25 protein-coding genes and 1 pseudogene are annotated in these 25,458 nt (G+C 37.7%); 19 read left to right on the plus strand and 7 right to left on the minus strand.

Annotated elements, in window-relative coordinates; translation table 11 throughout:
* Positions 1-102: 102 nt before the first annotated feature.
* Together ahcY and yiaA are read left to right on the plus strand one after the other, a co-directional pair.
* The gene (ahcY, locus tag AXA65_RS02805) at positions 103-1,416 is read left to right on the plus strand and encodes an adenosylhomocysteinase (RefSeq protein ID WP_063968614.1); all 1,314 of its coding nucleotides are present in this window, start codon (positions 103-105) and stop codon (positions 1,414-1,416) included.
* A gap of 324 nt (positions 1,417-1,740) precedes the next feature.
* Positions 1,741-2,133, plus strand: a complete 393-nt coding sequence (gene yiaA, locus AXA65_RS02815; protein ID WP_063968616.1) for an inner membrane protein YiaA — start codon at positions 1,741-1,743, stop codon at positions 2,131-2,133.
* Between the two features lie 86 nt (positions 2,134-2,219).
* Here the strand turns inward: yiaA and AXA65_RS02820 are convergent, their stop codons facing one another.
* Entirely contained in the window at positions 2,220-3,014 is a 795-nt protein-coding gene (locus tag AXA65_RS02820; RefSeq protein ID WP_086048051.1) for a T9SS-dependent choice-of-anchor J family protein, read from the minus strand.
* Positions 3,015-3,137: 123 nt separating this feature from the next.
* On the opposite strand from AXA65_RS02820, the gene AXA65_RS02825 reads away from it, so the two are divergent.
* The 3 genes from AXA65_RS02825 to AXA65_RS02835 all read left to right on the plus strand — a co-directional run bounded on the left by AXA65_RS02825 (position 3,138) and on the right by AXA65_RS02835 (position 6,465).
* Entirely contained in the window at positions 3,138-4,577 is a 1,440-nt protein-coding gene (locus tag AXA65_RS02825) for an aminoacyl-histidine dipeptidase (RefSeq protein WP_063968618.1), read from the plus strand.
* 97 nt (positions 4,578-4,674) lie between these two features.
* Positions 4,675-5,715, plus strand: coding sequence for a hypothetical protein (locus tag AXA65_RS02830; RefSeq protein ID WP_063968619.1), 1,041 nt, complete (start codon positions 4,675-4,677; stop codon positions 5,713-5,715).
* 15 nt (positions 5,716-5,730) lie between these two features.
* A complete protein-coding gene (locus AXA65_RS02835; RefSeq protein ID WP_063968620.1) occupies positions 5,731-6,465 on the plus strand; it encodes a hypothetical protein in 735 nt (244 codons plus the stop codon).
* 71 nt (positions 6,466-6,536) lie between these two features.
* Here the strand turns inward: AXA65_RS02835 and AXA65_RS02840 are convergent, their stop codons facing one another.
* Positions 6,537-7,037, minus strand: a complete 501-nt coding sequence (locus AXA65_RS02840; protein ID WP_063968621.1) for a peptidylprolyl isomerase — start codon at positions 7,035-7,037, stop codon at positions 6,537-6,539.
* Between the two features lie 152 nt (positions 7,038-7,189).
* Here AXA65_RS02840 and radA point away from each other — a divergent pair, with 152 nt between their 5' ends.
* From radA to AXA65_RS02860, 5 genes are all read left to right on the plus strand, one after another.
* The gene (radA, locus tag AXA65_RS02845) at positions 7,190-8,533 is read left to right on the plus strand and encodes a DNA repair protein RadA (protein ID WP_063968622.1); all 1,344 of its coding nucleotides are present in this window, start codon (positions 7,190-7,192) and stop codon (positions 8,531-8,533) included.
* 39 nt (positions 8,534-8,572) lie between these two features.
* The gene (locus AXA65_RS02850) at positions 8,573-9,145 is read left to right on the plus strand and encodes an ACP phosphodiesterase (protein WP_063968623.1); all 573 of its coding nucleotides are present in this window, start codon (positions 8,573-8,575) and stop codon (positions 9,143-9,145) included.
* Positions 9,146-9,241: 96 nt separating this feature from the next.
* Positions 9,242-9,574: a hypothetical protein gene (locus AXA65_RS19750; protein WP_131797748.1), complete on the plus strand. Its 333-nt coding sequence runs from the start codon at positions 9,242-9,244 to the stop codon at positions 9,572-9,574.
* Entirely contained in the window at positions 9,502-9,990 is a 489-nt protein-coding gene (locus tag AXA65_RS02855) for a hypothetical protein (RefSeq protein WP_063968624.1), read from the plus strand. Before AXA65_RS19750 ends, AXA65_RS02855 begins: the two co-directional genes overlap by 73 nt.
* Positions 9,987-10,703, plus strand: a complete 717-nt coding sequence (locus AXA65_RS02860; RefSeq protein ID WP_063968625.1) for a helix-turn-helix transcriptional regulator — start codon at positions 9,987-9,989, stop codon at positions 10,701-10,703. The genes AXA65_RS02855 and AXA65_RS02860 overlap by 4 nt, the downstream gene beginning before the upstream one ends.
* A gap of 367 nt (positions 10,704-11,070) precedes the next feature.
* Here AXA65_RS02860 and AXA65_RS02865 read toward each other — a convergent pair whose 3' ends face one another.
* On the minus strand, positions 11,071-11,607 hold the full coding sequence (locus AXA65_RS02865) for a DUF6702 family protein (RefSeq protein ID WP_228391606.1): 537 nt from the start codon (positions 11,605-11,607) through the stop codon (positions 11,071-11,073).
* Positions 11,608-11,637: 30 nt separating this feature from the next.
* On the opposite strand from AXA65_RS02865, the gene AXA65_RS02870 reads away from it, so the two are divergent.
* A complete protein-coding gene (locus AXA65_RS02870; RefSeq protein ID WP_063968626.1) occupies positions 11,638-12,204 on the plus strand; it encodes a HupE/UreJ family protein in 567 nt (188 codons plus the stop codon).
* 209 nt (positions 12,205-12,413) lie between these two features.
* On the opposite strand, the gene AXA65_RS02875 is transcribed toward AXA65_RS02870, so the two are convergent.
* The 3 genes from AXA65_RS02875 to AXA65_RS02885 form a co-directional block, all read right to left on the minus strand.
* Positions 12,414-12,782 carry a hypothetical protein gene (locus AXA65_RS02875; RefSeq protein WP_063968627.1) on the minus strand — a complete coding sequence of 123 codons (369 nt, stop codon included), beginning with the start codon at positions 12,780-12,782 and terminating at the stop codon, positions 12,414-12,416.
* A 64-nt stretch (positions 12,783-12,846) separates the two neighbouring features.
* Positions 12,847-13,317, minus strand: a complete 471-nt coding sequence (locus AXA65_RS02880) for an Lrp/AsnC family transcriptional regulator (protein ID WP_063968628.1) — start codon at positions 13,315-13,317, stop codon at positions 12,847-12,849.
* Positions 13,318-13,444: 127 nt separating this feature from the next.
* Positions 13,445-18,094, minus strand: coding sequence for a translocation/assembly module TamB (locus AXA65_RS02885; protein WP_228391607.1), 4,650 nt, complete (start codon positions 18,092-18,094; stop codon positions 13,445-13,447).
* A gap of 5 nt (positions 18,095-18,099) precedes the next feature.
* Between AXA65_RS02885 and tsaD the strand changes: the two genes are divergently transcribed.
* The 8 genes and pseudogenes from tsaD to AXA65_RS02925 all read left to right on the plus strand — a co-directional run bounded on the left by tsaD (position 18,100) and on the right by AXA65_RS02925 (position 24,467).
* Positions 18,100-19,116 carry a tRNA (adenosine(37)-N6)-threonylcarbamoyltransferase complex transferase subunit TsaD gene (gene tsaD / locus AXA65_RS02890; RefSeq protein ID WP_063968629.1) on the plus strand — a complete coding sequence of 339 codons (1,017 nt, stop codon included), beginning with the start codon at positions 18,100-18,102 and terminating at the stop codon, positions 19,114-19,116.
* Positions 19,117-19,182: 66 nt separating this feature from the next.
* Positions 19,183-19,686 carry a hypothetical protein gene (locus AXA65_RS02895; protein ID WP_131797749.1) on the plus strand — a complete coding sequence of 168 codons (504 nt, stop codon included), beginning with the start codon at positions 19,183-19,185 and terminating at the stop codon, positions 19,684-19,686.
* A 42-nt stretch (positions 19,687-19,728) separates the two neighbouring features.
* On the plus strand, positions 19,729-20,133 hold the full coding sequence (locus AXA65_RS02900) for a hypothetical protein (protein ID WP_063968631.1): 405 nt from the start codon (positions 19,729-19,731) through the stop codon (positions 20,131-20,133).
* A 372-nt stretch (positions 20,134-20,505) separates the two neighbouring features.
* Entirely contained in the window at positions 20,506-21,408 is a 903-nt protein-coding gene (locus AXA65_RS02905) for a DUF808 family protein (protein WP_063968632.1), read from the plus strand.
* Positions 21,409-21,456: 48 nt separating this feature from the next.
* Positions 21,457-21,817: pseudogene (locus AXA65_RS02910) on the plus strand (four helix bundle protein).
* A 116-nt stretch (positions 21,818-21,933) separates the two neighbouring features.
* Entirely contained in the window at positions 21,934-22,641 is a 708-nt protein-coding gene (locus AXA65_RS02915; protein WP_063968633.1) for an RsmE family RNA methyltransferase, read from the plus strand.
* Between the two features lie 92 nt (positions 22,642-22,733).
* Complete coding sequence (locus AXA65_RS02920; protein ID WP_063968634.1) at positions 22,734-23,315, plus strand: DUF1572 family protein; 582 nt, start codon at positions 22,734-22,736, stop codon at positions 23,313-23,315.
* 39 nt (positions 23,316-23,354) lie between these two features.
* Positions 23,355-24,467 carry an NAD(P)/FAD-dependent oxidoreductase gene (locus AXA65_RS02925; RefSeq protein WP_063968635.1) on the plus strand — a complete coding sequence of 371 codons (1,113 nt, stop codon included), beginning with the start codon at positions 23,355-23,357 and terminating at the stop codon, positions 24,465-24,467.
* On the opposite strand, the gene AXA65_RS02930 is transcribed toward AXA65_RS02925, so the two are convergent.
* The gene (locus AXA65_RS02930) at positions 24,464-25,126 is read right to left on the minus strand and encodes a TrmH family RNA methyltransferase (RefSeq protein ID WP_063968636.1); all 663 of its coding nucleotides are present in this window, start codon (positions 25,124-25,126) and stop codon (positions 24,464-24,466) included. The genes AXA65_RS02925 and AXA65_RS02930 overlap by 4 nt on opposite strands.
* Between the last annotated feature and the right edge of the window lie 332 nt (positions 25,127-25,458).

Genomic DNA, 25,458 nt, shown 5'->3' on the forward strand with positions numbered 1-25,458 from the left:
TCATACAATGGCTAGCAGCCTCGTATTTTTATATCTTAATTATATATTGTAATTTTGCACTTTAGTTTCAAAACTGATTTTTAAATTTATTTCATTATAAATATGAGTACAACAACACAATACGTTCCTTATAAAGTTAAGGACATCTCCTTAGCAGAATGGGGAAGAAAAGAGATCACTTTGGCGGAAGCTGAGATGCCAGGTTTGATGTCTATCCGTGAAGAATTCGGACCATCTCAACCACTTAAAGGAGCAAGAATCGCAGGATGTCTTCACATGACGATACAGACTGCAGTTTTGATCGAGACTTTGGTAGCACTTGGTGCTGAAGTGACTTGGTCTTCTTGTAACATCTTCTCTACTCAGGACCACGCTGCTGCGGCGATTGCTGCTGCTGGAATCCCGGTTTACGCCTGGAAAGGTCTTAACGAAGAAGATTTTGACTGGTGTATCGAGCAGACGTTATTCTTTGGTGAAGACAGAAAGCCATTGAATATGATCCTTGATGATGGTGGAGATTTGACAAACATGGTTTTTGACAGATACCCAGAATTCACAAAAGACATCAAAGGACTTTCTGAAGAAACCACAACTGGTGTTCACAGATTGTACGAAAGAATGAAAAACGGAACTTTGGTAATGCCTGCAATCAACGTAAATGATTCTGTTACCAAGTCTAAATTCGATAACAAATACGGTTGTAAAGAATCTGCAGTAGATGCTGTAAGAAGAGCGACAGACCTTATGCTAGCTGGTAAAAGAGTTGTAGTTTGCGGATACGGAGACGTAGGAAAAGGAACTGCTGCATCTTTCAGAGGAGCTGGTTCTATCGTAACTGTAACTGAGATCGACCCGATCTGTGCACTTCAAGCTGCAATGGACGGATATGAAGTTAAGAGACTTGACACTGTAGTTGACAACGCAGACATCATCATCACGACGACTGGAAATTACAACATCGTAAGAGGAAACCATTTCCTTAAAATGAAAGATAAAGCGGTAGTTTGTAACATCGGTCACTTCGACAACGAGATCGATATGGCTTGGTTGAACGAAAACTACGGTCACACAAAATCTGAAGTTAAACCTCAAGTTGACATCTACACGATTGAAGGTAAAGAAGTGATCATCCTTGCAGAAGGAAGATTGGTAAACCTTGGTTGCGCAACAGGTCACCCAAGTTTTGTAATGTCTAACTCATTCAGTAACCAGACTTTGGCTCAAATCGAACTTTGGACCAACTCTGCCGCTTACGGAAACGAAGTTTATATGTTGCCAAAACATTTGGATGAGAAAGTAGCAGAATTGCACCTTAAGAAATTAAGCGTAGAATTGGAAACCCTTACACCAGAACAAGCAGATTACATCGGCGTTGATGTGAAAGGACCTTTCAAACCGGAATATTACAGATACTAAATGCTGGAAGTCAGAAGTCGGAAGATGGATGACGAAAAAATACTTCAAGACGCTTCAGATTTTTCTGGAGCGTTTTTTTATCCTCAAAACCCTCAAACACATCAACTCTCAAACTCTCCAACCGATCAGGAGCTATCTCCCGCTATCCCCTACTACTCCTCGCGCCACAGCTTTTCCCATCGCTTGCTGTGGGGTAACCGCTACTATCGGGGCTATGGGCTTCCCTTTCAGTAGGAACTTTCCCAATAAATTTCAACGCTTTCAATTGATTTATCAAAAAAAGAATATATTTGATATCATTAATTAATAAAAAAACAAAAACCAATGGCAAAACAAAAAGTATCAAATGCCTTCGTCGCAGCATCTTGGGTCGCACTGGGCGCAGGAATGATAGGTTTCATCACAGGACTTGCACGCGCAGAGATGGAACTGAATGAAAAAGGATACTACTTCACCATCCTACTCTACGGCTTATTCTCAGTAGTCTCTTTGCAGAAAGCCGTTCGCGACAAGATGGAAAACATCAAGGTTACCGACATCTATTACGGACTTTGTTGGTTTGCTACATTATCATCCATCGTTTTGTTGGTTATCGGGCTCTGGAACGCCACGATTCTACCAAGTGAAAAAGGATTTTACGCTTTCGCATTTTTGCTTGCACTTTTCGGAGCGATTGCCGTTCAGAAGAATACGCGTGATAATATGATGGAAGATTAAGATTTATAATTGATTATCAGACATTAGAAATAATTAAAGCCTTCAAATTTGAAGGCTTTTGTTTTATATTTTTTTGAAAAGGAAAATTAATCCTTGATCACCTTCACGGTTTTAGCACCATCTTTTGTGGCAACTCTCATCATATAAACACCTTTTGCCAATTTCGAAACATCTAGTTTTACATTTTTGGTGTTTGGTTTTGCATTTAAAACCTTCTTGCCAGATAGGTCGTAAACTGTAATATCCGTTACTTCGTTTGCGTTATCAACATTCAAAATATTTTTCGCAGGATTTGGATAAAAAGATAGTGTGGATGATTTTACGTCAGATGTTGACAGCAAACTTTGTTCGATCTTGATATTATCCAAACTCAAATAAAACTGGTCAGGATCCGAAAACGCTCTGAAAGCGATGTAATAAACGCCATCACTTGGAACTGTAAAATCTACAGAAGCCGTTTGATAAGGATAATTGATGATTTCCTCGTCTATCCAGATTTGCTGTGTCATAGCCGCAACATTTGGAGAAGTTCCCACCAAAACTTCCATTTTCTCTGGAAACCAAGTATCGGTTCCCATATAATCAAATTTCAAATTGATTGTTTGTCCGGCCTTCAAATTAAGACCTCTCGAAAATAGATAAGAATTGGCCGCATTCTCGTGGAAATAATACAGCATGTAATTTTCCCCCTCAGACGGATCTGGCGTTTGTCCAGATGCTTGAGCCACTTCCCAATTGTTTCCCGTACCAGCGTTGACAACCGTCCAACCATCTAGACCTGGCGTTTCAAAACCGTAAGCGTAAGGTAAATCTGTTGCACTTTGTGCATTGCTGAAAAACATTCCTAATAATGAAATGCTAAAAAGTAAAAGTTTCTTCATTGTAAATTTTCTTATTTGGTTCAAGATAGACAAAATTAAATTGATACGAATTCAACTTGATCTCTTTTCTTTAAACAATAATAGATTCATTAAATTTGTGTGATAATTTATACAATTCAAAAAATGGAATATTCTCAACTGGAGCCAAAAGTGATCTGGAAGAACTTCGCAGCACTTAACTCCGTTCCAAGACCTTCAAAAAAAGAAGAAAAAGTCATAAAATTCATAAAGGAATTCGGTGAAAAACTGGGATTACCTACCACTGTTGATGAAACGGGAAATGTCATCATCACAAAACCTGCAACACCAGGAATGGAAAACAGACAGCCAATCGTGATGCAATCTCACTTGGATATGGTTTGCCAAAAAAACAACGATGTCGATTTTGATTTCGAAACGCAAGGTATCCAAATGTTTGTAGATGGCGATTGGGTAAAAGCAAAAGGAACAACACTTGGTGCGGACAACGGTTTGGGTGTAGCTACAATCATGTCGATCCTTGAAAGCAATGACATCGCACATCCAGAATTGGAAGCACTTTTCACCATCGATGAAGAAACGGGAATGACTGGCGCTCTAGCATTGAAACCTGGACAATTGAAAGGCGAAATACTTCTTAATCTTGACACCGAAGAAGATGACGAGATCGATATCGGTTGTGCTGGCGGTGTAGATGTGACAGCTTCTGCCAAATTTGATTTGAATGATCCCAAAGGCGAAACGTTCAAGATCGAGATCAAAGGTTTGCAAGGTGGACACTCTGGGATGGACATCATAAAAGGACTTGGTAATTCTAATAAATTATTGGGAAGACTTTTATTTTCCGGATTGGAAGATCAAATTCAATTGATCTCTATCGACGGTGGAAGTTTGAGAAATGCCATTCCGAGAGAAGCAACTGCTACTTTTTCAGTAGAAAATCCTTCTGAATTTTTGAAGAATGCAGAACAGTTGAGATCTGAGATCTTGGAGGAATTTGCTTCGTTGGAAAAAGATATAATCATCAATATCGAAAAAACAGATTTATCAGAAAAAGCACTTTCAGTTGAAGATTCCAAGAAGATCATTTTTGCTATCAACGCTGCACACAATGGCGTTTTCCGAATGAGTCCGGATGTGGAAGGTCTGGTAGAAGCTTCCAACAATGTAGCAAGAGTAGAACTTAAAAATGGTGAGATCAAAATCCTAAATCTTACAAGATCATCTGTAGAATCTACAAAATGGGAAGTTGCCAACCAGTTGAGATCAGCCTTTGAAAGTAATGGTCTGAAAACTGAATTTGGTGGTTCATACCCAGGTTGGAAACCGAAACCAGATGCAGAGATCATCCAGGTAATGACCGATCTTTATGAAAACAACTTCGGAGAAAAACCAATGGTTGTTGCCTGTCACGCCGGTTTGGAATGTGGCATCATCGGAGCCAACTATCCAAAAATGGAAATGGTGAGTTTTGGACCGACGATCAAAGGTGCACATTCGCCAGATGAGAGAGCTAGCATCTCATCAACCCAAAAATTTTGGAAATACACACAGGAAATATTGAAAAACATTCCTCTGAAATAAGTTTAAAAACTCTCAATGATTTGGGAGTTTTTTTTGTTTGTGATATTGAGATTTCTTTATGTATTTTTAACAAAAACTAAATAAAAACCAGACAACTATGAATTTTACGAAAAAACTATACTTTAGTTTTTTAATTTATCTCTTCCCACTTTTGGTTTTTGGGAACATGGCAAAACCTTGGTCCGATGGTTCGCAACATTCTGTATTATTTGGCTCGAAAAATACAATTGTTAAAAGTGAGATCATCAATATCAGATTGGTCAAAGAACCTGTGGACAAGTTTTACTTTGCTGAATACAAGATCAAATACATCATCCATTCCGATGAAAAGCAAACGATTCCTTTGGTCTTTTTAGCGCTTGGTATTAGTACCGAAAAAGAAATTAAAATCAACAATCGTCCTGCATCGATTCAAAAATTAGATTTTGAGAAAAACAATTATTCCTTCATTAATAAGAAAAACAATGGCATGTTCTTAAGATATGCTGAGGACGAGGAATTGTTTGTGAATCAAGAAGACCTGATATACTTCTCAGCAAATCTGGAAAAAGGTGATAATGTGATCGAAGTCAACTATGACGCGCTCCTGCAATACAACACTTTCGGCTTTATCAGAAACTACGAGTTGGAATATTCTCTTTATCCATCGAAGTTTTGGAAATTTTTCGGACCAATAGAAGTTAACCTGACAATTGATGATGATGCAGAGATCACAAAATCCAATCTTGGCAATTTCAAACTAGAAAAAAATGTGGCGAGATGGAATATAAAACCTGGGAATCACGAAAACATCAAAATCGTAATTTCAGAGAAAACCTCACTATTCTCAAAGATCTTGATGTTTCTCGACCCAATGGGAATTGCATTGATCGCCTTGATTGCTATGTTTTTTGTCCATTGGAAACTATTAAAAAGAAATCCGAAAACATCTATTTTAGTATTGGGAATTATTTTGGTCCCGATCCTTTTTTATGTGATCTATTTCTTATCTTATGACCTGATCGACCTTAGTCTTGGAAAAGAATATACAAAGCACGGTTATGTATTTTTTATTGTTTTAACCTACCCTATTCTTTTACTGATCTATTGGTTGCTCATGTGGTGGATTAGAAAAAAGATCAAGCTTCGTAATAATTAGAACAGATCTACAATTATGAAAAAACAATTCATTTCCTTTCTAACATTGATTTTGTTTCTCTTGATTTTTCAAGCTTGTGAAAAGAAAGCGGAAGATCTGTCGAAAGAAAATTCAACTCAGAAAAATAGTGATGTAGAAAAAACACCCACAGAATTCAAAAGTTTGTTGAGACCGAATGAAAATATCGAGCTCGGGAAAATCTATACAGATACGGTGAATTTTGTAGATTTCATGGATTATACCGACGATTATCTATTTGTTGTCAAAAAAAACAATGATACAATTCATTTGATTTTCAATAAAGACGATTCGAAGTTTACTAAAGGAAACAAGTTGGAAATCAAATGGAAAATGGACAGCATGAGACCAGCGGGAGATCCTGAATTTCTAAACTACACCGAGTTTTTGGTTTCCGCAAAAAAGATAAAAAACAATATTTCCAAAAGAGACTTTTCGAAGGTCAAAAATCAGTCTTTCGTCATCAGTTGCGGAACTGGCTGTGCGATGACCCACAATGTAAAAGATGTAAAACAAATCGATCTATCATCTATCAAAGTGACATTTGAAATAGACATGTACATGAATGAGGAACTCTCCGAAACATTTGAAGAAAACTACACGTTCTACTATGACAGCTCTGACAAGCTAAAGAAAATCATTAGAGAAGGCGATAACGAAGACGCTCTAAAATTCTTTATTGGAGGTGCAAAACAGTCCTTTGAAGAGTTTGCGATAAAGCTGGTGAATTAAAAATTTTAAATAAAAAAACAAAAAAAGCACCCAAATATGAGTGCTTTTTATATTGTCGAGTAGAAATTATATTAATGTCCAGAATGACCGTCTTCTCCGTGAGCGTGACCATGTGCCAATTCCTCCTCTGTAGCAGGACGTGCATTGAGGATCTCAACATCGAAAAATAAACTTTTTCCAGCCATTGGATGGTTCAAGTCTACGGTAACAGCTTCTGGAGTCACTTCCAAAACCATCGCCTGGAAATTGTTCCCACTGTTGTCAGAAAGTGGTAAAACTGCTCCAACCGGAGGCAATTCCTGACCTTCGAACATATCCACAGGCAATTGAGTAACTGCCTCAGGGTCTCTTTCACCATAACCTTCGCCTGGTGCGATCTCGAAAGATGCTTTGTCGCCAATCGTTAGATCTTTGATCTCTTCTTCGAATTTTGGGATCATCATTCCTACGCCATATAGAAACGTTAAAGCATTTTCTGCAGTAGTTTCTTCTACAAACAGCTTTTCTCCATTTTCATCATTAGTATGTAGCACATATTTTAGAGTTACTACATGATTTTTGTCTAATGCCATTTTTAATTATTTAATATTATAATTTTTTCGATGATAACATTCTTGATGTATCAGGGTACAAAATTAAGCTTTTGAAAATTAAGTGATAAAATTTCAAAATAAAACTTCTTTCTGATCTTTTCTTTTCCAAAATTTTTCTTGAACTTCGCAGAATGGCAAAACTCAAAACTCTATATTTCTGTCAGAATTGTGGCGCTCAATATTCCCAATGGCACGGTCAATGCAAAACCTGTGGCGAGTGGAACACATTGGTAGAGGAAATCGTAGAAAAAACGACAAAATCTGTGGCTACGCGATCCAAATCCTCGATCATCAACATCATCGAAGTTGAAGCTGTAGAAGAGCCAAGGATCATCACTCCTTCGGAAGAACTCAATCGCGTTTTGGGTGGCGGAATTGTCTTGGGTTCTGTTACCTTAATAGGTGGAGAACCTGGAATCGGAAAATCGACTTTGCTTCTTCAACTTGCCTTGAAAATGAAGAAAAAGATCCTTTACGTTTCGGGTGAAGAAAGTGCATCGCAGATCAAGATGAGAGCAGACAGACTAGCCGAAGTTAAAAATCCGAACTGTTTCCTTTTTACAGAAACATCGCTTGAAAAGATCCTGCACGAAGCCAAAAAACTGGAACCAGATTTTATCATTATCGATTCTATTCAGACTTTACAATCTCAACTCATCGAAAGTTCGCCGGGAACCGTTTCCCAGATCAGAGAATGTTCCAATGAGATCATCAAATTTGCTAAAGAAAATAATATCCCTGTTTTCCTCGTAGGTCACATCACCAAAGACGGACAAATCGCCGGACCAAAAGTGTTGGAACATATGGTAGATGTGGTTCTTAATTTTGATGGCGACAGAAATCACCTCTTCAGATTGTTAAGGGCTAACAAAAACCGTTTTGGTTCTACATCGGAAATTGGAATTTATGAAATGATCTCAACCGGTTTGAAAGAAATTAAAAATCCATCTGAGATTCTCATTACCAAGAAATTTGAGGAACTATCAGGAAACTCTGTTGCAGTCACTTTGGAAGGCAATCGACCGATGTTGCTGGAAATTCAGGCTTTGGTCTCCACCGCTGTTTATGGAACACCACAGAGAAGCTCAACAGGTTTCGATTCCAAAAGATTGAATATGTTACTTGCAGTTTTGGAAAAACGTGCAGGTTTTCAGTTAGGTGCAAAAGATGTTTTCCTTAATATCACAGGCGGAATCAAAACAGATGACCCAGCTTTGGATCTTGCGGTTGTAGCTTCGATCCTATCAAGTAACGAGGACATTGCGATTTCGGAACATTTTTGCTTTGCCGGAGAAATTGGTCTCAGTGGCGAGATCCGTCCCGTTGCCCAGGTAGAACAAAGGATCACCGAAGCTGAAAAATTAGGCTATGAAAAGATCTTCATTTCCAACCTGAACAAACTTCCCAAGAAAAAATACGGGATCAAAGTAGAAGAAATAAGCAAAATCGAGGATTTTGTGGAATCATTATTCTAAATTATTTCTGTAAATTTATAAGACCAAATCACCTTCAGCTTGAACTACCTCGCCCACTCTATCCTTTCTTTTACCAACGGACAACTCGTGGGCAATATGATCGCGGACTTTATCAAAAATAATGAACGGGAAAACTTTCCATTGGATATTCAGGAAGGAATCAAGCTTCACCGTGCGATCGATACTTTTACAGATTCTCATCCTGCTGTTTCTGAAGCCAAAAAGATATTCAGTCCATTGGTCAGGCTCTATTCTGGGGCATTTGTAGATGTAGCCTTCGATTATTATGTGGCACATCTCTACACCGAAAAGGAATTGAAACTCCATTCCAAAAGAGTCTACAAGATCCTTTGGGAAAATGAAAGATGTCTTCCAGAAAATTACAAAAAGATGCTGGTGAGAATGGAACACGACGATTGGCTCACCAATTACAGAGAAGAGCAAGGCATCCAATTCAGTATGCAGAACGTCCTACACAAGGCCAAGTATCTTGATAAAGACCTCAAAGTCTTCGATATTTTTCTGGAAAATAAAAATGAACTCCAGAAATGCTTCGACAATTTCTTCCCAGATATTCTATCTGAATTCGAAAAAAATTATAGATCCGTTTAGAAACATATGCTATAATATATTCTTGTTGCACAAATATTTGATATTAATAGACAATTATCTTTGAATTTTTAATATTTTTGCCGCTACTTCAAAGCTGTGGGACCTACAAAAAGATTAATACTAACATTACTATTAATTTCGTGCACATTACAAACGAAAGCACAACAATACTCGCCTAAACAAATCGATAGTATTCTCATTGGCACTTTCCAACTCGCCGATAGAAATAAAGCCTTGAAAATTGGGCTTGATATGTACAAGATCTCCGAAAACGCCGACTATTACCTAGGCATGGCTAAAGCGATGAAAGTCATCATCAATTCCTATCTGGGACTGGGTGTGAACAGCAGAAAGCTTTGGAGGCAGCTGATAAACTTCTGGACCTTGCGAAAGGAGAAAATGACGACTACCATTCTGTACAGGCTCTGATCGCCAAAGCACTTGCCTATTCTTATCTTGGTTTTTTCGAAAGATCATCCGAAACAAGCAAAAGTGCTGAGGAGCTTTGTAAAAAAGTAACAGATAACGACGAGTTTTACAGTTCCATGGGACAGATCTATGCAGGAAGGTCAGAGATCCTGAATCTGCAATATCAGTCACCAGAAAAAACCATCGTCAATGACCTGAAAAGTGTTGGTTATTATGAAAAGATCAAAGATGTAAAGAAAAGAAATGGCTGGTTGGCCATCCAATATTCCAGTGTTGGCTATACTTATATAGACCTTGATAAACATAAGGAAGCGCTCTTTTACAGCCGCAAGGCCTATGAATTGGCGAAAGCGGAAATGACTCTATCAACCAAGCATTTGGGCTATATGGCATTGGGAACACCTATCTTGAGATGAACAAGACAGACAGCTCTATCTATTACTACAAACAGGCACTTCCCATCTTCGAAAAAGCCCAAGACATCTACAGACTGCAAAACATCTATGATGACCTGGCGACCATCTACGAAAGACTGGAAGAGGACAAACTCTACAGTTACTACGCCAAAAAGTCAAAAGAGCTCTACGACATCATCAGAAGGAAAGAAAAAGCGGAGACAGATCATATTTCCCAAAATATCATCAAGAGCGAAAAAGTCAGGTGGTACAAGAGTTTGACATTCATCATTATTGGCATTGCTGCGATCGTGATTCTAAAATTTTATTTTACGATCAAGTATTTCAAAAGATACCAGAGGGAAAAGAAAAAGAGAGAAAGAACCAAGATCCATCTTCAACATAAAAAAGAAGTTCTCAATCAAATGGAACTGAAAGTGAATGATTCGTTTGCAGAACTGCTGGAGCTCGCAAAATCCAACGACTCATCATTTCTAAGTCGTTTTATAGAAGTATATCCGGAATTCTATCACAAGCTGAATACTACCTATCCCGAGATGACAAGTGGACAGGTGAAGTTTTGTGCCATGCTCAAACTTAATTTTTCCACCAAAGAAATTGCCCATTTCAGTCATATCTCTGTGCGAAGTGTAGAGATGAAAAAGAGCAGACTTAGGAAACAGTTGGGAATCCCTTCCGATATTGACCTTAATAATTGGATGATGAACTTCTAAATCACCTTAACAACAAAATAAAAACTCTGATTATCAAATACTTAGCAACATTTAGTAAATTTGTTGTAGTTGTATTTTTGGTAATATTATGTTAAATAGCAACCTTTGTTTCCGATTGAAAAACAGTAATTTATTACTAAAAAGTTTATTTTTTAAAAAGGCATCTTGCTTCAAGATTCTGAAAACACAAAGGACCTACATCCGTAGGTTTGATTTCAAATTTATTACGGATGACAATCAGCCGATCTTTTTTGTGATTAACTAAAGATCATTGTAAAACAGCTGATAGTATAAAGCTTCGGATCAAGTGATCTTGAGCTTTTCTTTTTTTTTAACCCAGCCTTAACGATAAGATTCCAATATAGAACTAAAACTGTTGATAGAGGTATCTGTCAGGATAGTTCAGTTTCTCACTTTTGCGTTCGCCATTTACGACAATGTGGATGATATTCATTTGATCATCGAATAAGTTGTAGAGAAAGCTGACTGCAGTTTCTACTTTTTTGGGAACAGCCAGCGTCTCAGATTCCAAATAGATATTGACACTTTCATGGTCTTCCTCATAACCAACATAATTGACTTTTACGAATTGATTATCCGCTTTTAATTTAAGATATTCGGAGCTGTAATTTTCTAATTCCTTATTGATCTCGGATTTGTATTTCGGATCGAGAAAATGAACCGACTTTCCATATTTTTTATTGAGGGCATTCTCCAGATCATCCATAAAAAAACGCCCTGTCACCTCAAAAGTCTTTGATTTCGAATTATAATTGAACTCTACCGAACCCACATGGTACGGATGAACCTTGAAAGAGACAAGGCAAAAGACAAAAGAACAGAGGATATAGGCTATGAGGGATTTTTTCATCAGCAAAACATAATTGAAGTCAAAATTAATCATTATTTTCGTACGGTTTTCAGAAATTGAACAATGAAGGATTTTCTATTTTATTTGCAGCTGGGTTGGGATCACATTATTTCTTTGGACGCCTTGGATCATCAGCTATTTATTTTGGCTTTGATCGCGGCTTACAGCTTCAAGGATTTTAAAAGATTGTTGATCTTGGTAACGGCTTTTACAATTGGTCATTGCATCACCTTGGCTTTATCGAGTTTTGATATCATCCGAGTGAAAAGCGATTGGATAGAATTTCTGATTCCTTGTACGATCGTGATCACAGCTTTGGACAATATCCTTATCAAAGGGAAACATCCTTATCAATATTATTTCGCCTTATTTTTCGGACTGATCCACGGGATGGGATTTGCGAACACGGCGCGAATGATGCTAGCGAAAGAACAAAGCATCACGATTCCATTGTTAGGTTTCAATATTGGGTTGGAATTGGGTCAAATCACTATGATATTAATTATCCTGACCATCTTCACTGTCTTGACGAAACTCACGAAACTGAACGCACGAGAATGGCTTTTGATCACCTCATCTGCTGCCGGAGCGGTCGCACTTCAAATGGCGCTGGAAAGAATGCCGTTTTAATTTGCACAAGAAATAATATATAAAAAGACAAATCGTCTTTAACACTGAAAGTCTGCAGCCCGGCTTATCTCATATTTACTATTTTTTAATTGAATCGATGAACCACTTCGTTAGGTTTGAACGGAGCTCATTTTTTGTGGTTGGAAAAGCAAAGGCAAAAAGATTGGGAGCGGAAGACGGAAATAGTTGCCCAAATTTATATCATATTTTTATCTCAAAACATTCCAACGCGGAATGATCGCAAGTAACCCAAGTCCGATGTAAAGGAATAAAACGGTAACGTCAGAATATAAAAAGGTGCTGAGGAAATAGTTGTGCAAAGCGAAATGCACCGCTACGAAAATGGGAAAAAGGATCACGCCGATCTTTCTGTAAAATAAGATCAAGATCCAACTGATCACCACCAAAACATCGACCCCAAAAGTGTAGTAGAAAAAGTTACCGGGAATATTGATCTTCTGATGCAGCGAATATTCGGCATAATCTGTATTGATGCTAAGGAAGAACACCAGGATGATCAATCCGAAAAAGAGGTAATAATCTTTGTTGCTTTTGTAACTTCTGTCTACTGAATTCATGGTATAAAAATATAAAAAAAGAGCTTACGAATAAGCTCTTTCTATAGAAATTTCTATTAACTAACTATATACTAACCGCGTTTATCAAACGGTTCTTATCACTGATATACTCTTCCATAGAGATCATACTTTCTGTTCTCATGACGTCTTGGATGTCATCGATCTGATAGATGATCTTCTTAGCATCTTCTGTATTTTTTGCTTTCATTTTGCAGAAGATATTATATTTTCCGGATGTTACGCTAGCTTCCACGACGTTTGGAATAAGAGCCAATTGCCTCAATACTTCCTGAGTGTGGTTTGATTTTGTAAGCAAGATCCCGATGAATGCGGTGAAGTTGTAATCTAACTTGCTGTAATCGATGCTTAGAGATGATCCCAAGATGATCCCTGCGTCTTCCATTTTCTTAACTCTTACGTGGATCGTTCCTGCGGAAACGTCCATTTGCTTAGCAATTTCCGTAAAAGGCATTCTTGTGTTTTCTACTAAGAAATCAAGAATTTTTTTATCGATATCGTCTAATTGATAGTTCATTGTCGTATTATTATTTATTTAAAATATATCTAATTTTTTTGCAAATTTAAAAAAAATTAGATTAACTAAAAACAAATATCAAAACATTAACAGCTTTTAACAATCTGAGCAAATTCTATGATAATTATCATTTTATTGGCTTGTTTTTTAGGGAATCTTCTTTATTTACTTCAATATCAGCAGAGTCTCTTTTTATTCTTTCACGTCTTTTGAAGATATATTTGAGAGAATTAAAACTTTTACTGTACACGACCCCAACACCATAACTCTGGTTCAGCGCATTGGCCGTTCCCAAACCAAGATTTGAAGGTTTGGAGTAAGCTCTCAACAACCTGCTGCCATCATTTAGTCGACTCCAGTCATATTCTATAGTTCCCTCGGCGGACAAATAATTATTGGTTGTATTATCCATTCTTGTCACCGGAACTCCCAGTCCTGTTTTCAACTTTACCCTAGGAGACAAAGCCAAACTGACGCTGGTATTCGCGCGATCGGCAGTATTGGAATTGATGTCACCACTGATGTAATCCAAATTGACCTGGAAGGCACTACTGATCGTATTCAGCACAGAACCCAACTGTTTGAACAACATATTATAACCTGTATTGATCGCCGTATTTTGCAAATTGAAATCCAGTCCACCACTATTTACCACATTGAAACTGTTCAGAACAAGCACAGAACCAAATTGGATCGTCCGCTCATCTTGGTTATTCATTTTTGTAGCTAAGGTCTCTCTCACCTCGGAGGAGCTATCCGGGGCGGAAACACCAAATTCTATTTCCGGCTTTACAAGCGTATTGGTAATTTTAGTGGTCAATACCACATTTACAGGTTGTGTGAGGGACATTCCAAGATACTCGCCAGCATTGGTAATAGGTCTTGTATAGTTTGCAGTAATATCCAGATCAGGTGTCATTGGACTTCCGCTCCATCGGATCATACTATTTTTTGCAATCTGGAAGGTTCTGTCTAGGATCGCTTTGGAAACAAAAGTCCCATTATCCACAGTGTAGGTTCCATTCATTGAGATATTCCCGCTTCTTTCCATCCTGAATTTCAGATGGTCGGCCTCACCCTTTACAGCAATACTTCCCACTTCATCGCCTACAAGAACATTAACCAAGGTTCCCTTGTCTACACTGATATCAAAATCCATCAGCATATTGGCACCAGATCGTTTTTTCTTTTCTACAGAAATACCACCTTCCTCATCACGCTTCAAAAATCTCAGGATCTTGAACTCATCAACATTTGCTGTAGAAGCACTATTGAAGGTAAATGTACTATTATTGATCACCTTTAGTCCGTCATTTGGTGTACTGATCTCCAGTCCAGAAACCGGTCCGCTGACATAGATATCGCCCTGACCATAAACACGTCCCCAGAAGAGATCATTATCATCTTGGCTATTATTGATGACCAAAAGGTTATCTGCCCGCATAATTAAGTTGATCCCCAACGATGACAAAGTTTCAAATTGGATAGAACCCGAGATATTCCCTTTGGAATTGGAACGGCCGTCCTTGATCCCGATGTTGTTCAAAAGAGCCAAACCTCTGGACAAGTTAATTACTGTATCATCAAATGAATAATCTACGCCTGTAAACAATAATTTGAGTCCAAATCCTTTCAATGCAAGATCACCACTGTAATCGATGTTGTTCAAAGCACCAGATATCTTCAGGTCGCCGGTAGCCTTACCTCGGAAATTTCCAAAGATCTCTTTTACAAATTGCTGTGCAAATGCCAGATCGAATTCATTCATTTTTGCATTGACATCCAGAACTGGTGAAGCTGGATTATTATCGATCGTACCGGTCACATCCAATGTGTTTTGACCCAAAAAGTCGGATGACAAAGCTTTTATACTGACATCGAAGACATTTGGTTTTTCGCTTTTGGTAATATTCGCGTCCAGATTTCCCATGGCTTTCCCATTCATGAAAATATCATTCACAGTTAGGTTGACCAAAGGCTCCAAGTTATTCTCAGATTTTTTGATCTGAATGGTCCCATTGGCTGTTCCTTTGATATCCATTGGATTTTTACCGCTGCCAAAAGCCAACAGTTTGGAAATATCCATGTTTTTAACCTCAGCATCGGCCATGAAATTCTTTGCTGATTTGAAGTCTGCATCCTTTATCAGAAGTTCACTTTCGTCTGAATAAACGCGCAGGTTTTTTATCAAGAAATCCTTTTCTTTTTTTCTATAAGTAATGGAATGGTCGAGTTCCGGACTTGTATCAATACTCCAAGCCACATCATTGAACTTCACGGTCGTAGGTTCAAAACGTAAAACATAATCGCCAGCCAAATTAGTGGTCTGATTGATATTCACTGCATATTCCTTCATTTGTTTGGCCGTCTCGTCTTCCAGACTTCCCAATTTGAAAACTGTACCGATATGAAGGACTTGAGAATTCTCATTATTGGCCGTCAGTTTCACGTCTTGCAAAACATTTTCACCGTATTGTGCTCTTTTGACACTCGCTAACAATTGCTGATTAAGATCTGCCGTATTCACTCTTAGGCTGATGCTGTCCACCATCGCACTGTCACTGGTTTTATTCAGGTCAGGTTGATAGGTCGCGTCGGTTTCGGCAAGGAATTTTTCAGCTTCAGTCAGTTCTTTTTTGTTGGTCATCACATATTTGATGTGAGACGCATCGGCATTCAGGATCAGGTCGTTTGTATTTCCGACGTAATTCCCGGCAACTATCGCCCCATTTTTCAATTCCAGGTCAGGAACAAAAAATGAGACCAGACCTTGCTTCACATCAAAATTAAAATCGAAACTTTGCCCGTTGTATGTTTTCTTTGGAGGATTCCCAACCAATATTTTGTTGATACTATTGGTGATCATATTCCCAATATCCTCCAGATCAAATCTTCCGGAAATTGTTCCCATTACTGCTCCTGGCGCATCCACAGAGACAATTCGGTTTCCGTTTTCAAAGAACGCTTTCAGTTTGGAATCTGGAATACTGAGTTTTTGTTTGGTCGAATTCAGCGTCAAACCATTGATATCTGCGTCCAGATCAAGGTCATTCAGATTGGTCATAGAAACCTTCCCATTCACAACGCCGCTTACAGAATTGGTATCGCCAGCATTGATCCCGAAATATTTTAAATTGACATATTGAATGTTTGCTGCGAAATCTGCGAACAGTCTTTTGGTAGAAAAATCCACAACACCTTTGAAGGTTCCTTTCGCATTGGGATCATTGGCAACCACATCTCCAGTGAATCTTTTTTTATTAAGAACACCTTCGATGGCGATATTATTAAGGCTTTTGCCCATCAGATCGATATGCGCAACATCGGATTTGGTTTTGATGTACATGGTATTGACATCAAAACCTTCACCTTGTACATCAAATTTCCCTGAGATCAATCCAACTTGTTTGTTCTTGGTCAATGCTGTGACGTTCAAATCTTTTACATCCACATAACCTCTGTATTTAGGACGTTTTGTACTGTAATCTACAAGATTGAAATCTTTCATTTTTGCCTGACCGATTCCTGTAATAACCTGCCCTGTTGCGAAGATCTGCTTTGGATTCACTTTTACAGAACCGTTGTATTTCATCCTTCCAAAATCATCTGCAATATTTCCAAGCTTCGAAGCAATGAATTTCGGCAACGAGGCCTTTAAAGCTTTATAGGTGAAATCGGCAGAGACATTTTTACTTTCGATGAAGAATTTTTTATCGATAATGCCATTGATCTTAAGATTTTTGGTATTCAGATTGACATCCTGCGAGCGGATGAGAAAATTATTCAGCGCAAAATCATTCAGCGGACCAGTCATTGTTCCGGAGATATTGATCGGTGTGTAATTATCCCAATCGGTCACAAAATAACTGAGGTCATAACCATTGATCTGACTTCCAGGAATGATCTTCAAATCCCAACTCACCTTCTTTCCAAAATCAGCAAATCTGGTCACAGGATCAAGATTCATCACAGCTTCACCTTGTAATAATGAATGATTGGTATTGATCGTCAGATTCCCGAATTTCATATGCTTTTTCGTGATCTCGAAATTGGTGGAAAATGTATCAACGATGTGTTCTTTGCCGTAACGTTTCGTTATCAAACTGAAGTTTCTGATATCAGCAAAAACATCCGCACCGTCAACTTTTAATGAAGTGACGTGCATATTAATATTCCTTGCGTCCAGCCATCTTCCTGCTTCTCCCGGACTATTTTCATTCACGATTGTGGAAACGCCGTTGATCAAGTCGATCTTCATTCCCATTTTGAAGGGCTTCTTTTTCGGGTCGCGCGGCTTTCCGTCATTGAAGTTATCCACGTATCGAATAAAATTACTGATGCTATCACCTTTATAAGTAATCACCCTGATCACAGGATCGATGATTGTCGCTTGATTGAATTTGATATCTCTCGTATTGAACGCCAAAGCAAACCAGTCAGAATCAACACGCAATTCTCTGGCTTTCACGAATTCGTAATCTTTGTAATCCCTAATTCTGAGGCCTTTGATCTTCACATCACCGAAGAAATTGACCTCGATGTTCTCGACAGACATTCTCATATTGAGGTCCTTGTTCAACATCGTGATAGCCTCATCTGCAATATACCGTTTGGTAACAGGCAGATTGATAGCAATGAAAAGCAGAACCACCAGTCCGATGATCCCGAAAAATAGGTAGTTGAGAATCCTCCAGAAAAGTGGTATTCTTTTCTTTTTGACTGGCTGGTCAATATTAGGATCTTCGTTTGTTGTGTTTTTATTTTCTAAATTTGCCATCTATTATGAGTGCATCTATTATTCTAGGTATCGAGTCTTCTTGTGACGACACTTCTGCAGCCATCATCAGCGGTAGCAAAATCCTGTCCAATATTGCCGCCAATCAGGCGATCCATAACGAATATGGCGGTGTGGTTCCCGAGTTGGCTTCCAGAGCGCATCAGCAAAACATTATTCCCGTTGTGGAAAAAGCATTTTCGAAAGCAAATATACAACAAAATGAGATTTGCGCGATCGGCTTCACGCGCGGTCCCGGACTTTTGGGATCACTGCTTGTTGGAACCTCTTTTGCCAAATCTCTGGCCATGAGTCTGAACGTGCCTTTGATAGAAGTCAACCATTTGCAGGCGCATATCTTGGCGCATTTTATTGATGATGCCAATCCAATGCCACCGACTTTTCCATTTTTATGTTTGACGGTTTCTGGCGGTCACACGATGATTGTTTTGGTTAAAGATTATTTCGAAATGGAAATTATCGGCAAAACGATAGATGATGCAGCAGGCGAAGCTTTTGATAAAATAGGAAAGATCTTTGACCTCGATTATCCAGCTGGACCAATTATCGACAAGTTGGCGAAAGAAGGAAATCCAGATGCTTTCCAGTTCAACAAACCGAGGATGGAAAATTATGATTATTCATTCAGTGGGATTAAAACTTCGGTACTTTATTTTATTCAGAAGGAAGTGCGGAAGAATCCGGATTTCATTAAGGAAAATCTGAATGACCTTTGTGCGTCTGTCCAAAGATCCATCATTGAAATATTAATGAACAAATTGGAGAAAGCTTCTCTTGACCTTAATATAAAAGATGTTGCGATTGCCGGCGGTGTTTCTGCCAACTCAGCGTTGAGAAAAGCAATGGAAATCAATCAAGAAAAACTCGGCTGGAATATCTTCATCCCAAAATTTGAATATACAACTGACAACGCTGCAATGATCGCCATCGTTGCCAAACTGAAATATGAACGTGGCGAGTTTACTGATATCAGGACGACTGCTACGGCGAAGTATGATTTGTAGGAAAGCTGCAGGTTGGAAGCTGGAAGTCAGAAGAATTCAATTCAATATTTTAACAAAGTTAATATGATGAAAAAGATTTTTGTTTTAATTCTGTTCCTTCAATTTGTCACATTGTTTTCGCAGGAAGTTGAAATTAATAATTGTAACATCAAATACGAAATTGATACGATTGGACTTTCGAAAACTGGTATATTAAAACTAAACATTACAAATAAAGAATCTCAAAAATTAAAAATCTCTGACGTCTTTCACGAAGTATATATACAGCCAATCGAAGTGGAAAAATTTGAAGCTAGCTTAAATAATTTTGATAAAATTCAAAAATCAATTATAGATGTAAATTGTTTGGATTGTTTTGGTAAATTCAAGAATTTAAAACCAAATAATTCAATCTCTTATTCTATTAATATCAATGAATCCAAATTTTTCAAAAAAGTTCTGAAACAATCAAAAACTACTTATCGATTTAATATTTGGTTTGATACAATTGATATGATAAAATATTCCAAGTCTAAAAAATGCTTTGCTCCAAATTTTACCTCTGAAAAAATCATTTACACAACAAAATAGACACAACGTTACAGTAGAAATAGCTTTGGCCAAATATAACTTATGAAAATATTACTAGAAGAAAAACAACTCGGGACACATTCCAAAAAGAATTCAAAATATTACTGGATTTTAGAAACGATTACGGGAAAAAATGAAAATGCAGAAGAATCTGATGATTATGAACTGACAAGCTCCGAGACTGGTTATATTCAAAATATCAAAGAGGAAATTCTGGAAACGATCAATTCTGAAAATGTTTTCAGTTTCGAATATGAGCCAAAAGAAGGCGACTTTCTCTCCATCAAAAACAACTTGCGAAAATTTGAATACTTGAACCTCATCTTCATCAATGGAAGCTGGAAAGAAGAAGTTTATATGTGTTCTCTGCGGGAGTGTGATACCGATATTTATACGACCATGAAAACAGGTGTTGCATTTCTGAGTGAAAATGAAATAGCGTTTTAAAAACATTTCAGATTTGCATAAATCTACTTAGTTGAGTCATTGATCCACTTAAATGCATCGACGATGTGATTAGTTACACCATTTTTTAAGTTAGTTGAACCGGTGATTCATTTAGTTACATCATAGTTTCACTTAGTTGCCCCATTGATTCATTTAGTTGCCCCGTTGATTCACTTAGTTAAGCCAGATGCAACGAATTTGTTATAACTAAATGAGTCAGTAAGCCCACTAATAAATACTCTGTGCATATTTCAACTATTTTTGAATTACGAAATAGATTTCTTAAGATTCCAATATAAATCTTCGCTATCCAAAACATTAACCATTGAATTTTAAACTTTAAAACTTATTTTTGCATCAAAATAAAAAGTTATGGCTTCAGGATTCTTCGCAATCTTAGATGATATTGGCGCATTGATGGACGACATCGCGGTCACCAGTAAACTCGCAACAAAAAAAACAGCCGGAATCCTCGGCGATGACCTTGCAGTGAATGCAGAAAAAGCAACCGGTTTCCTCTCGTCCCGAGAAATTCCCGTGCTGTGGGCAATCACCAAAGGTTCATTTATCAACAAACTGATCATACTTCCGCTTATTTTTTTGCTTAAATGGTTGTACGAGCCGGCCATCAACTATATTTTGATACTCGGTGGTGTCTATCTGGCTTACGAAGGCATGGAGAAAATTGTAGAATTTCTTTTCCATCGCGAGAAGAAAGGTCACGAAGTAGTCGAGGAAAGCACTTTACCAGAAGATGATGAACATTCTGAAAAATCCAAGATCAGTTCCGCGATCAAGACTGATTTTATCCTTTCTTTGGAAATTGTCATTATCGCTTTGGGAACTGCGCTAGAAAAACAACATCCATTGATCACCCAGATCATCAGCGTTTCTTTTGTGGCAATCATTGCAACCGTGGGCGTTTATGGACTTGTCGCATTGATTGTTAGGATGGATGACGCCGGATTTTTCCTACAAAAAAAATCTAACAACAAAGGTTTTCTAAACGGACTTGGTCAAGTTTTAATCAAAGGTTTGCCAATTGTCATCAAGGTTCTCGGTGTTGTTGGAACTATTGCATTGCTTATGGTTTCTGGTGGGATCTTCCATCATTACATCGATGCAGTTCATCATTGGGTTTCAGAAAATATTCCGGCAAACATTCCTGAGCAAGTGCCACAATTTGGGCTAGGAATTGTGTTCGGATTGGTTGCGGTTTTGATAATGACGGTTGGGAAGAAGATATTTAAATTAGTAAAACCGACGAATCGTTGATTTGTTAAACTGCAAAATTTGTTGAATTGTTAGAAGACAGAGTAAAATATGTATCAATTTTATTTTGAAAAATTAGAAGTTTGGCAAAAATTCAAGGAAATTGGTAAAAGAAATTTATCTTTTAACCTCTTCTTTTCCTGACAATGAGAAATTTGGAATCACTAATCAAATGAGACGTGCATCTACAAGTATTTCAGCGAATATTGCAGAAGGTTTTTCCAGACAATCTAATAAAGAAAAATCGAGATTCTTGAACATTGCATTTGGTTCAACGATTGAAATTATAAATTTTCTTATCTTATCAAATGACTTAGGATTTTTGTCAGATGAAAGTTACATTGAACTGAGAGAAAAAGCAGAATTAATCACTAACCAAATTAATGCTTTGAACAAATCCATAAACCAATGACAAAATTTATTACAATTTATATCAATCTTGGAAAACAATTTCACAACTTAGCACTTCTACAATTCACGAAAAACGATTCAACAATTTAACAACTCAACGATTCTTCTACAAACAACATGAAACTTTTCTTTGGACAGATCTTCCCCGAAATATTAATTGACTCTGACGAACAGCAGCACATTGCAAAAGTCTTGAGAATGCGCGAAGGTGAAGAAATTTACCTAACCGATGGAAAAGGAAATCTTGCCAAAGGAACGCTCATCTTTGAAGGCAAAAAAGTAACACTCAACGTTTCTGAAGTAAAAGAAAATCTTCCCGACTTCTCGCCAAAACTTCACATCGCGATTGCACCGACAAAAAACATTGACCGCATCGAATTCTTCTTGGAAAAAGCTGTCGAAATGGGAATTTCCGAGGTCAGTTTTATATTAACGGAACAAACCGAGCGAAAGAATATCAGCATCGATAAATTGAAAAAACAAGCGATCAGCGCTTCGAAGCAAAGTCTGCGTTCCCATTTTCCAAAGATCAATGACCTTCAGAAATTCTCTGAATTTATGAAAAATCTAAATCCAGAAAATACATTTGTAGCACATTGCAATGAAAACTTGGAAAGAATTAATTTAAATGCGCTTCGAGAGCCTCAGCATGACAACTTTGAAACTTACACATTCTTGATAGGTCCGGAAGGTGATTTTTCTGATAAAGAAATCCACCAACTAGCAGAAAAAGGAGTCAAAGCAGTTTCGCTCGGCAATCAAAGGTTGAGAACGGAAACGGCAGGGATTTTTGTGGCGGCTTGGAATTACGATAAGATGTTTTGATTTTCAGAATAAAACGACAAACACTATAAAAATCTATATCCTTTCAAAATCTGAAAGGATTTTTTTTATATTTATAGGTAAACAAATTCACAATGAAAGACCTGTTTGTAAAACGTTTCCAATATTATAAAGACATCGGAGACAAGACCTTAGCTCAACTTTCTGAGGAACAATTTTTCTGGCAATACAACGAGGAAAGCAACTCGATTGCAATCATTATAAAACATCTGGCAGGAAATATGCTATCACGATGGATCAATTTCCTGACAGAAGATGGCGAGAAAGACTGGAGAAACCGCGACCTGGAATTTACAAGTACCTTCAAAACGAAAGACGAAGTTTTGGAATATTGGGAGAAAGGCTGGCGTTGTCTTTTCGAAGCTTTAGACCAGATCACAGATGAAAATTTCAATGCTACGATCTACATCCGAGGCGAAGCACATTCTGTTTTAGACGCAGTTTTCAGACAATTGGCGCATTATCCTTATCACATTGGACAAATCGTTTACATTGCTAAAATGATGAAAGATCAGGATTGGCAAACGCTTTCTATCGCCAGAAATAAATCGGCAGATTTCAATCAAGAAATGCATTCAAAATTTGATGAACAAGAGAATTCTTCGCGCGTTTGTTTTGCGAAAAGTGAGGAAGTGAGAGATGATTTTAAAAGTTAAATATGGAAGTTATAAATCTAGAACTCAATACCAGAAAGTATGAATCCTAGCATTTGGGAACTCGAAACTTTTTACAGAAAACGTGATGTTATCATTATCGGTTCAGGATTTACTGGACTTTGGACCGCGATCTCTATCAAGGAAAATCATCCCGAGAGATCGGTTTTAATTGTTGAAAGAAATCCGATTCCGACCGGAGCTTCCACGCGAAATGCAGGTTTTGCCTGTTTCGGAAGTTTGACCGAGATCATTTCTGATTCGGAGAAAATGGGTTGGGAGAAAACGTTGGATCTGGTGAAAATGCGTTTTGAAGGTTTGCAGAAAATTCAACACTATTTTTCTGATGACGACATCGATTTTGAGCTTTGTGGCGGCTATGAGATATTGAATGATGAATCTCCTTTAAAGAAATTAGAGAAGGTCAACCAACATCTTTTTCCAATTACAAAAACAAAAGAAACGTTCAGAATTGCTAACGAAAAAATTGAGGAATTTAGGTTGGGAAAATCCGAAATTTTGGTTGAGAATCTTTGCGAAGGAAGCCTGCATTCTGGAAAATTACTGACTAAACTGGTAGAAAAATGCCATGATGTGAAAGTCGAATTCCTTTGCGGAACTGAAGTTGAATCTGTTTCAGAAACTAAAAACAAGGTTGAAATTAAAGTCAATGAAAACCTGATCCTGAAATCTGACAAAGTCATTTTTTGCACGAATGCTTTCAGTTCAAAATTTTTAGGATCCGAAGAAATAGTTCCTGCAAGAGGACAAATCATCCTAACAGAACCAATTGAAGATCTGAAACTGAAAGGCACTTTCCACTATGATGAAGGTTTCTATTACTTCAGAAATCTTGGAAATCGAGTTCTACTTGGAGGCGCAAGAAATCAGGATTTTGAAACTGAAGAAACGACAGATTTTGAGACAACAGAATTTCTTCAAAATCATCTTGAACAATTTCTCAAAGAAGTGATCCTACCAGATCAAGAATTCAAAATCGCAATGCGTTGGTCCGGAATTATGGCCATGGGAAATGAGAAAACGCCAATTGTAAAGCAGCTTTCCGAAAGACAATTTTGTGCCGTGAGACTTTCCGGAATGGGTGTTGCATTAGCACCGAAGATTGGGGAAATGGTTTGTGGGTTGGTTTTTTAAAACTGATTTTCCCTTTCATATTTCTCCAAAATCTCTTTTCCGCTTTTGATAGAATTCACGGACCAACGGATTCTCAATTGAAGTAATTTTTCTTCGGAAAGTTTATAATCGATGTTGGATCTTAGGAGTTTTTGTTTGAGTTCGTACATGCAGATGGCGGCCGCAACAGACACGTTGAAACTTTTCGTAAATCCGAACATTGGGATGGCCAAAGTTTCATCTGCAAAATCCAGAAGCTCGTCCGTTGTACCCTCCCACTCTGTTCCGAAGACCAAAGCGATTGGTTCTTCCACTTTGTAATCCGGGAGCATTTTTGCGTTGTTCTCTGCAGAAACTGCGACAATCTTGTAACCTCGATCTTTGATGTTTTGAAGAGACTCTATCTTTCTTGGCATTTTTTCCACTTCTACCCAATTGTCTGCGCCTTTTGTGACTTTGAGGTTTGGTTCGAAGAAGTTTTCCTTTTCCATTGCTACCACTTTATGAAAACCACACGCTTCCACGGAACGGACAATCGCTGCGGCATTCCGGAATTGGTAAATATCCTCCATCACTGGCAGAACGAAATCTGAGCTTTCCTGTGAATAATGTTCAATCTTAGCAAGACGTTCTTCAGTTAGGAATTGTTGGAGATATTCGTAGGTAGAATTTGGATTCAATGTTTTGGGTTTTAAGTTGGAGCGTGCAAATTTCGGGATTTTCTTTTTATAAAAATGTAAATTTTAAACGCAAAGTCCGCAAAGTTTTTTTTGGACATTATTGAAAATATTTTAAGTTTCGCAAAGAGGTAAACTCATCAAAGAAAAAATAAATCTTGGTATAAATTGCACAACCCATAAAGTATTCATCAATTTTAAGATTAAATTCAAAAACAATTAACAGGTCGCTCCTCTGGAGCTTTAATTAAAACTATTTGTATTTCTTATTAACAGTCCGCTCCTATTGGAGCTGTATTTAGTCCTGTAGGGACTTGCTATTAGTAGAAAAAATA

It is taken from the genome of Chryseobacterium sp. FP211-J200, from assembly GCF_001643375.1.
GTDB classification, from domain to species: domain Bacteria; phylum Bacteroidota; class Bacteroidia; order Flavobacteriales; family Weeksellaceae; genus Epilithonimonas; species Epilithonimonas ginsengisoli.

What these genes read in the sequence shown, in the direction of transcription:
- AXA65_RS02900 (WP_063968631.1), top strand. Translation starts at nt 19,729, where the DNA reads ATGAAAATATTACTAGAAGAAAAACAACTCGGGACACATTCCAAAAAG.
- AXA65_RS02885 (WP_228391607.1), bottom strand. Translation starts at nt 18,094, where the DNA reads ATGGCAAATTTAGAAAATAAAAACACAACAAACGAAGATCCTAATATT.
- AXA65_RS02920 (WP_063968634.1), top strand. Translation starts at nt 22,734, where the DNA reads ATGAAAGACCTGTTTGTAAAACGTTTCCAATATTATAAAGACATCGGA.
- AXA65_RS02895 (WP_131797749.1), top strand. Translation starts at nt 19,183, where the DNA reads ATGAAAAAGATTTTTGTTTTAATTCTGTTCCTTCAATTTGTCACATTG.
- AXA65_RS02875 (WP_063968627.1), bottom strand. Translation starts at nt 12,782, where the DNA reads ATGAATTCAGTAGACAGAAGTTACAAAAGCAACAAAGATTATTACCTC.
- AXA65_RS02860 (WP_063968625.1), top strand. Translation starts at nt 9,987, where the DNA reads ATGAACAAGACAGACAGCTCTATCTATTACTACAAACAGGCACTTCCC.
- AXA65_RS02820 (WP_086048051.1), bottom strand. Translation starts at nt 3,014, where the DNA reads ATGAAGAAACTTTTACTTTTTAGCATTTCATTATTAGGAATGTTTTTC.
- AXA65_RS02870 (WP_063968626.1), top strand. Translation starts at nt 11,638, where the DNA reads ATGAAGGATTTTCTATTTTATTTGCAGCTGGGTTGGGATCACATTATT.
- AXA65_RS02865 (WP_228391606.1), bottom strand. Translation starts at nt 11,607, where the DNA reads ATGATTAATTTTGACTTCAATTATGTTTTGCTGATGAAAAAATCCCTC.
- AXA65_RS02825 (WP_063968618.1), top strand. Translation starts at nt 3,138, where the DNA reads ATGGAATATTCTCAACTGGAGCCAAAAGTGATCTGGAAGAACTTCGCA.
- tsaD (WP_063968629.1), top strand. Translation starts at nt 18,100, where the DNA reads ATGAGTGCATCTATTATTCTAGGTATCGAGTCTTCTTGTGACGACACT.
- ahcY (WP_063968614.1), top strand. Translation starts at nt 103, where the DNA reads ATGAGTACAACAACACAATACGTTCCTTATAAAGTTAAGGACATCTCC.
- yiaA (WP_063968616.1), top strand. Translation starts at nt 1,741, where the DNA reads ATGGCAAAACAAAAAGTATCAAATGCCTTCGTCGCAGCATCTTGGGTC.
- AXA65_RS02905 (WP_063968632.1), top strand. Translation starts at nt 20,506, where the DNA reads ATGGCTTCAGGATTCTTCGCAATCTTAGATGATATTGGCGCATTGATG.
- AXA65_RS02880 (WP_063968628.1), bottom strand. Translation starts at nt 13,317, where the DNA reads ATGAACTATCAATTAGACGATATCGATAAAAAAATTCTTGATTTCTTA.
- AXA65_RS02925 (WP_063968635.1), top strand. Translation starts at nt 23,355, where the DNA reads ATGAATCCTAGCATTTGGGAACTCGAAACTTTTTACAGAAAACGTGAT.
- AXA65_RS02835 (WP_063968620.1), top strand. Translation starts at nt 5,731, where the DNA reads ATGAAAAAACAATTCATTTCCTTTCTAACATTGATTTTGTTTCTCTTG.
- AXA65_RS02915 (WP_063968633.1), top strand. Translation starts at nt 21,934, where the DNA reads ATGAAACTTTTCTTTGGACAGATCTTCCCCGAAATATTAATTGACTCT.
- AXA65_RS02840 (WP_063968621.1), bottom strand. Translation starts at nt 7,037, where the DNA reads ATGGCATTAGACAAAAATCATGTAGTAACTCTAAAATATGTGCTACAT.
- AXA65_RS02830 (WP_063968619.1), top strand. Translation starts at nt 4,675, where the DNA reads ATGAATTTTACGAAAAAACTATACTTTAGTTTTTTAATTTATCTCTTC.
- radA (WP_063968622.1), top strand. Translation starts at nt 7,190, where the DNA reads ATGGCAAAACTCAAAACTCTATATTTCTGTCAGAATTGTGGCGCTCAA.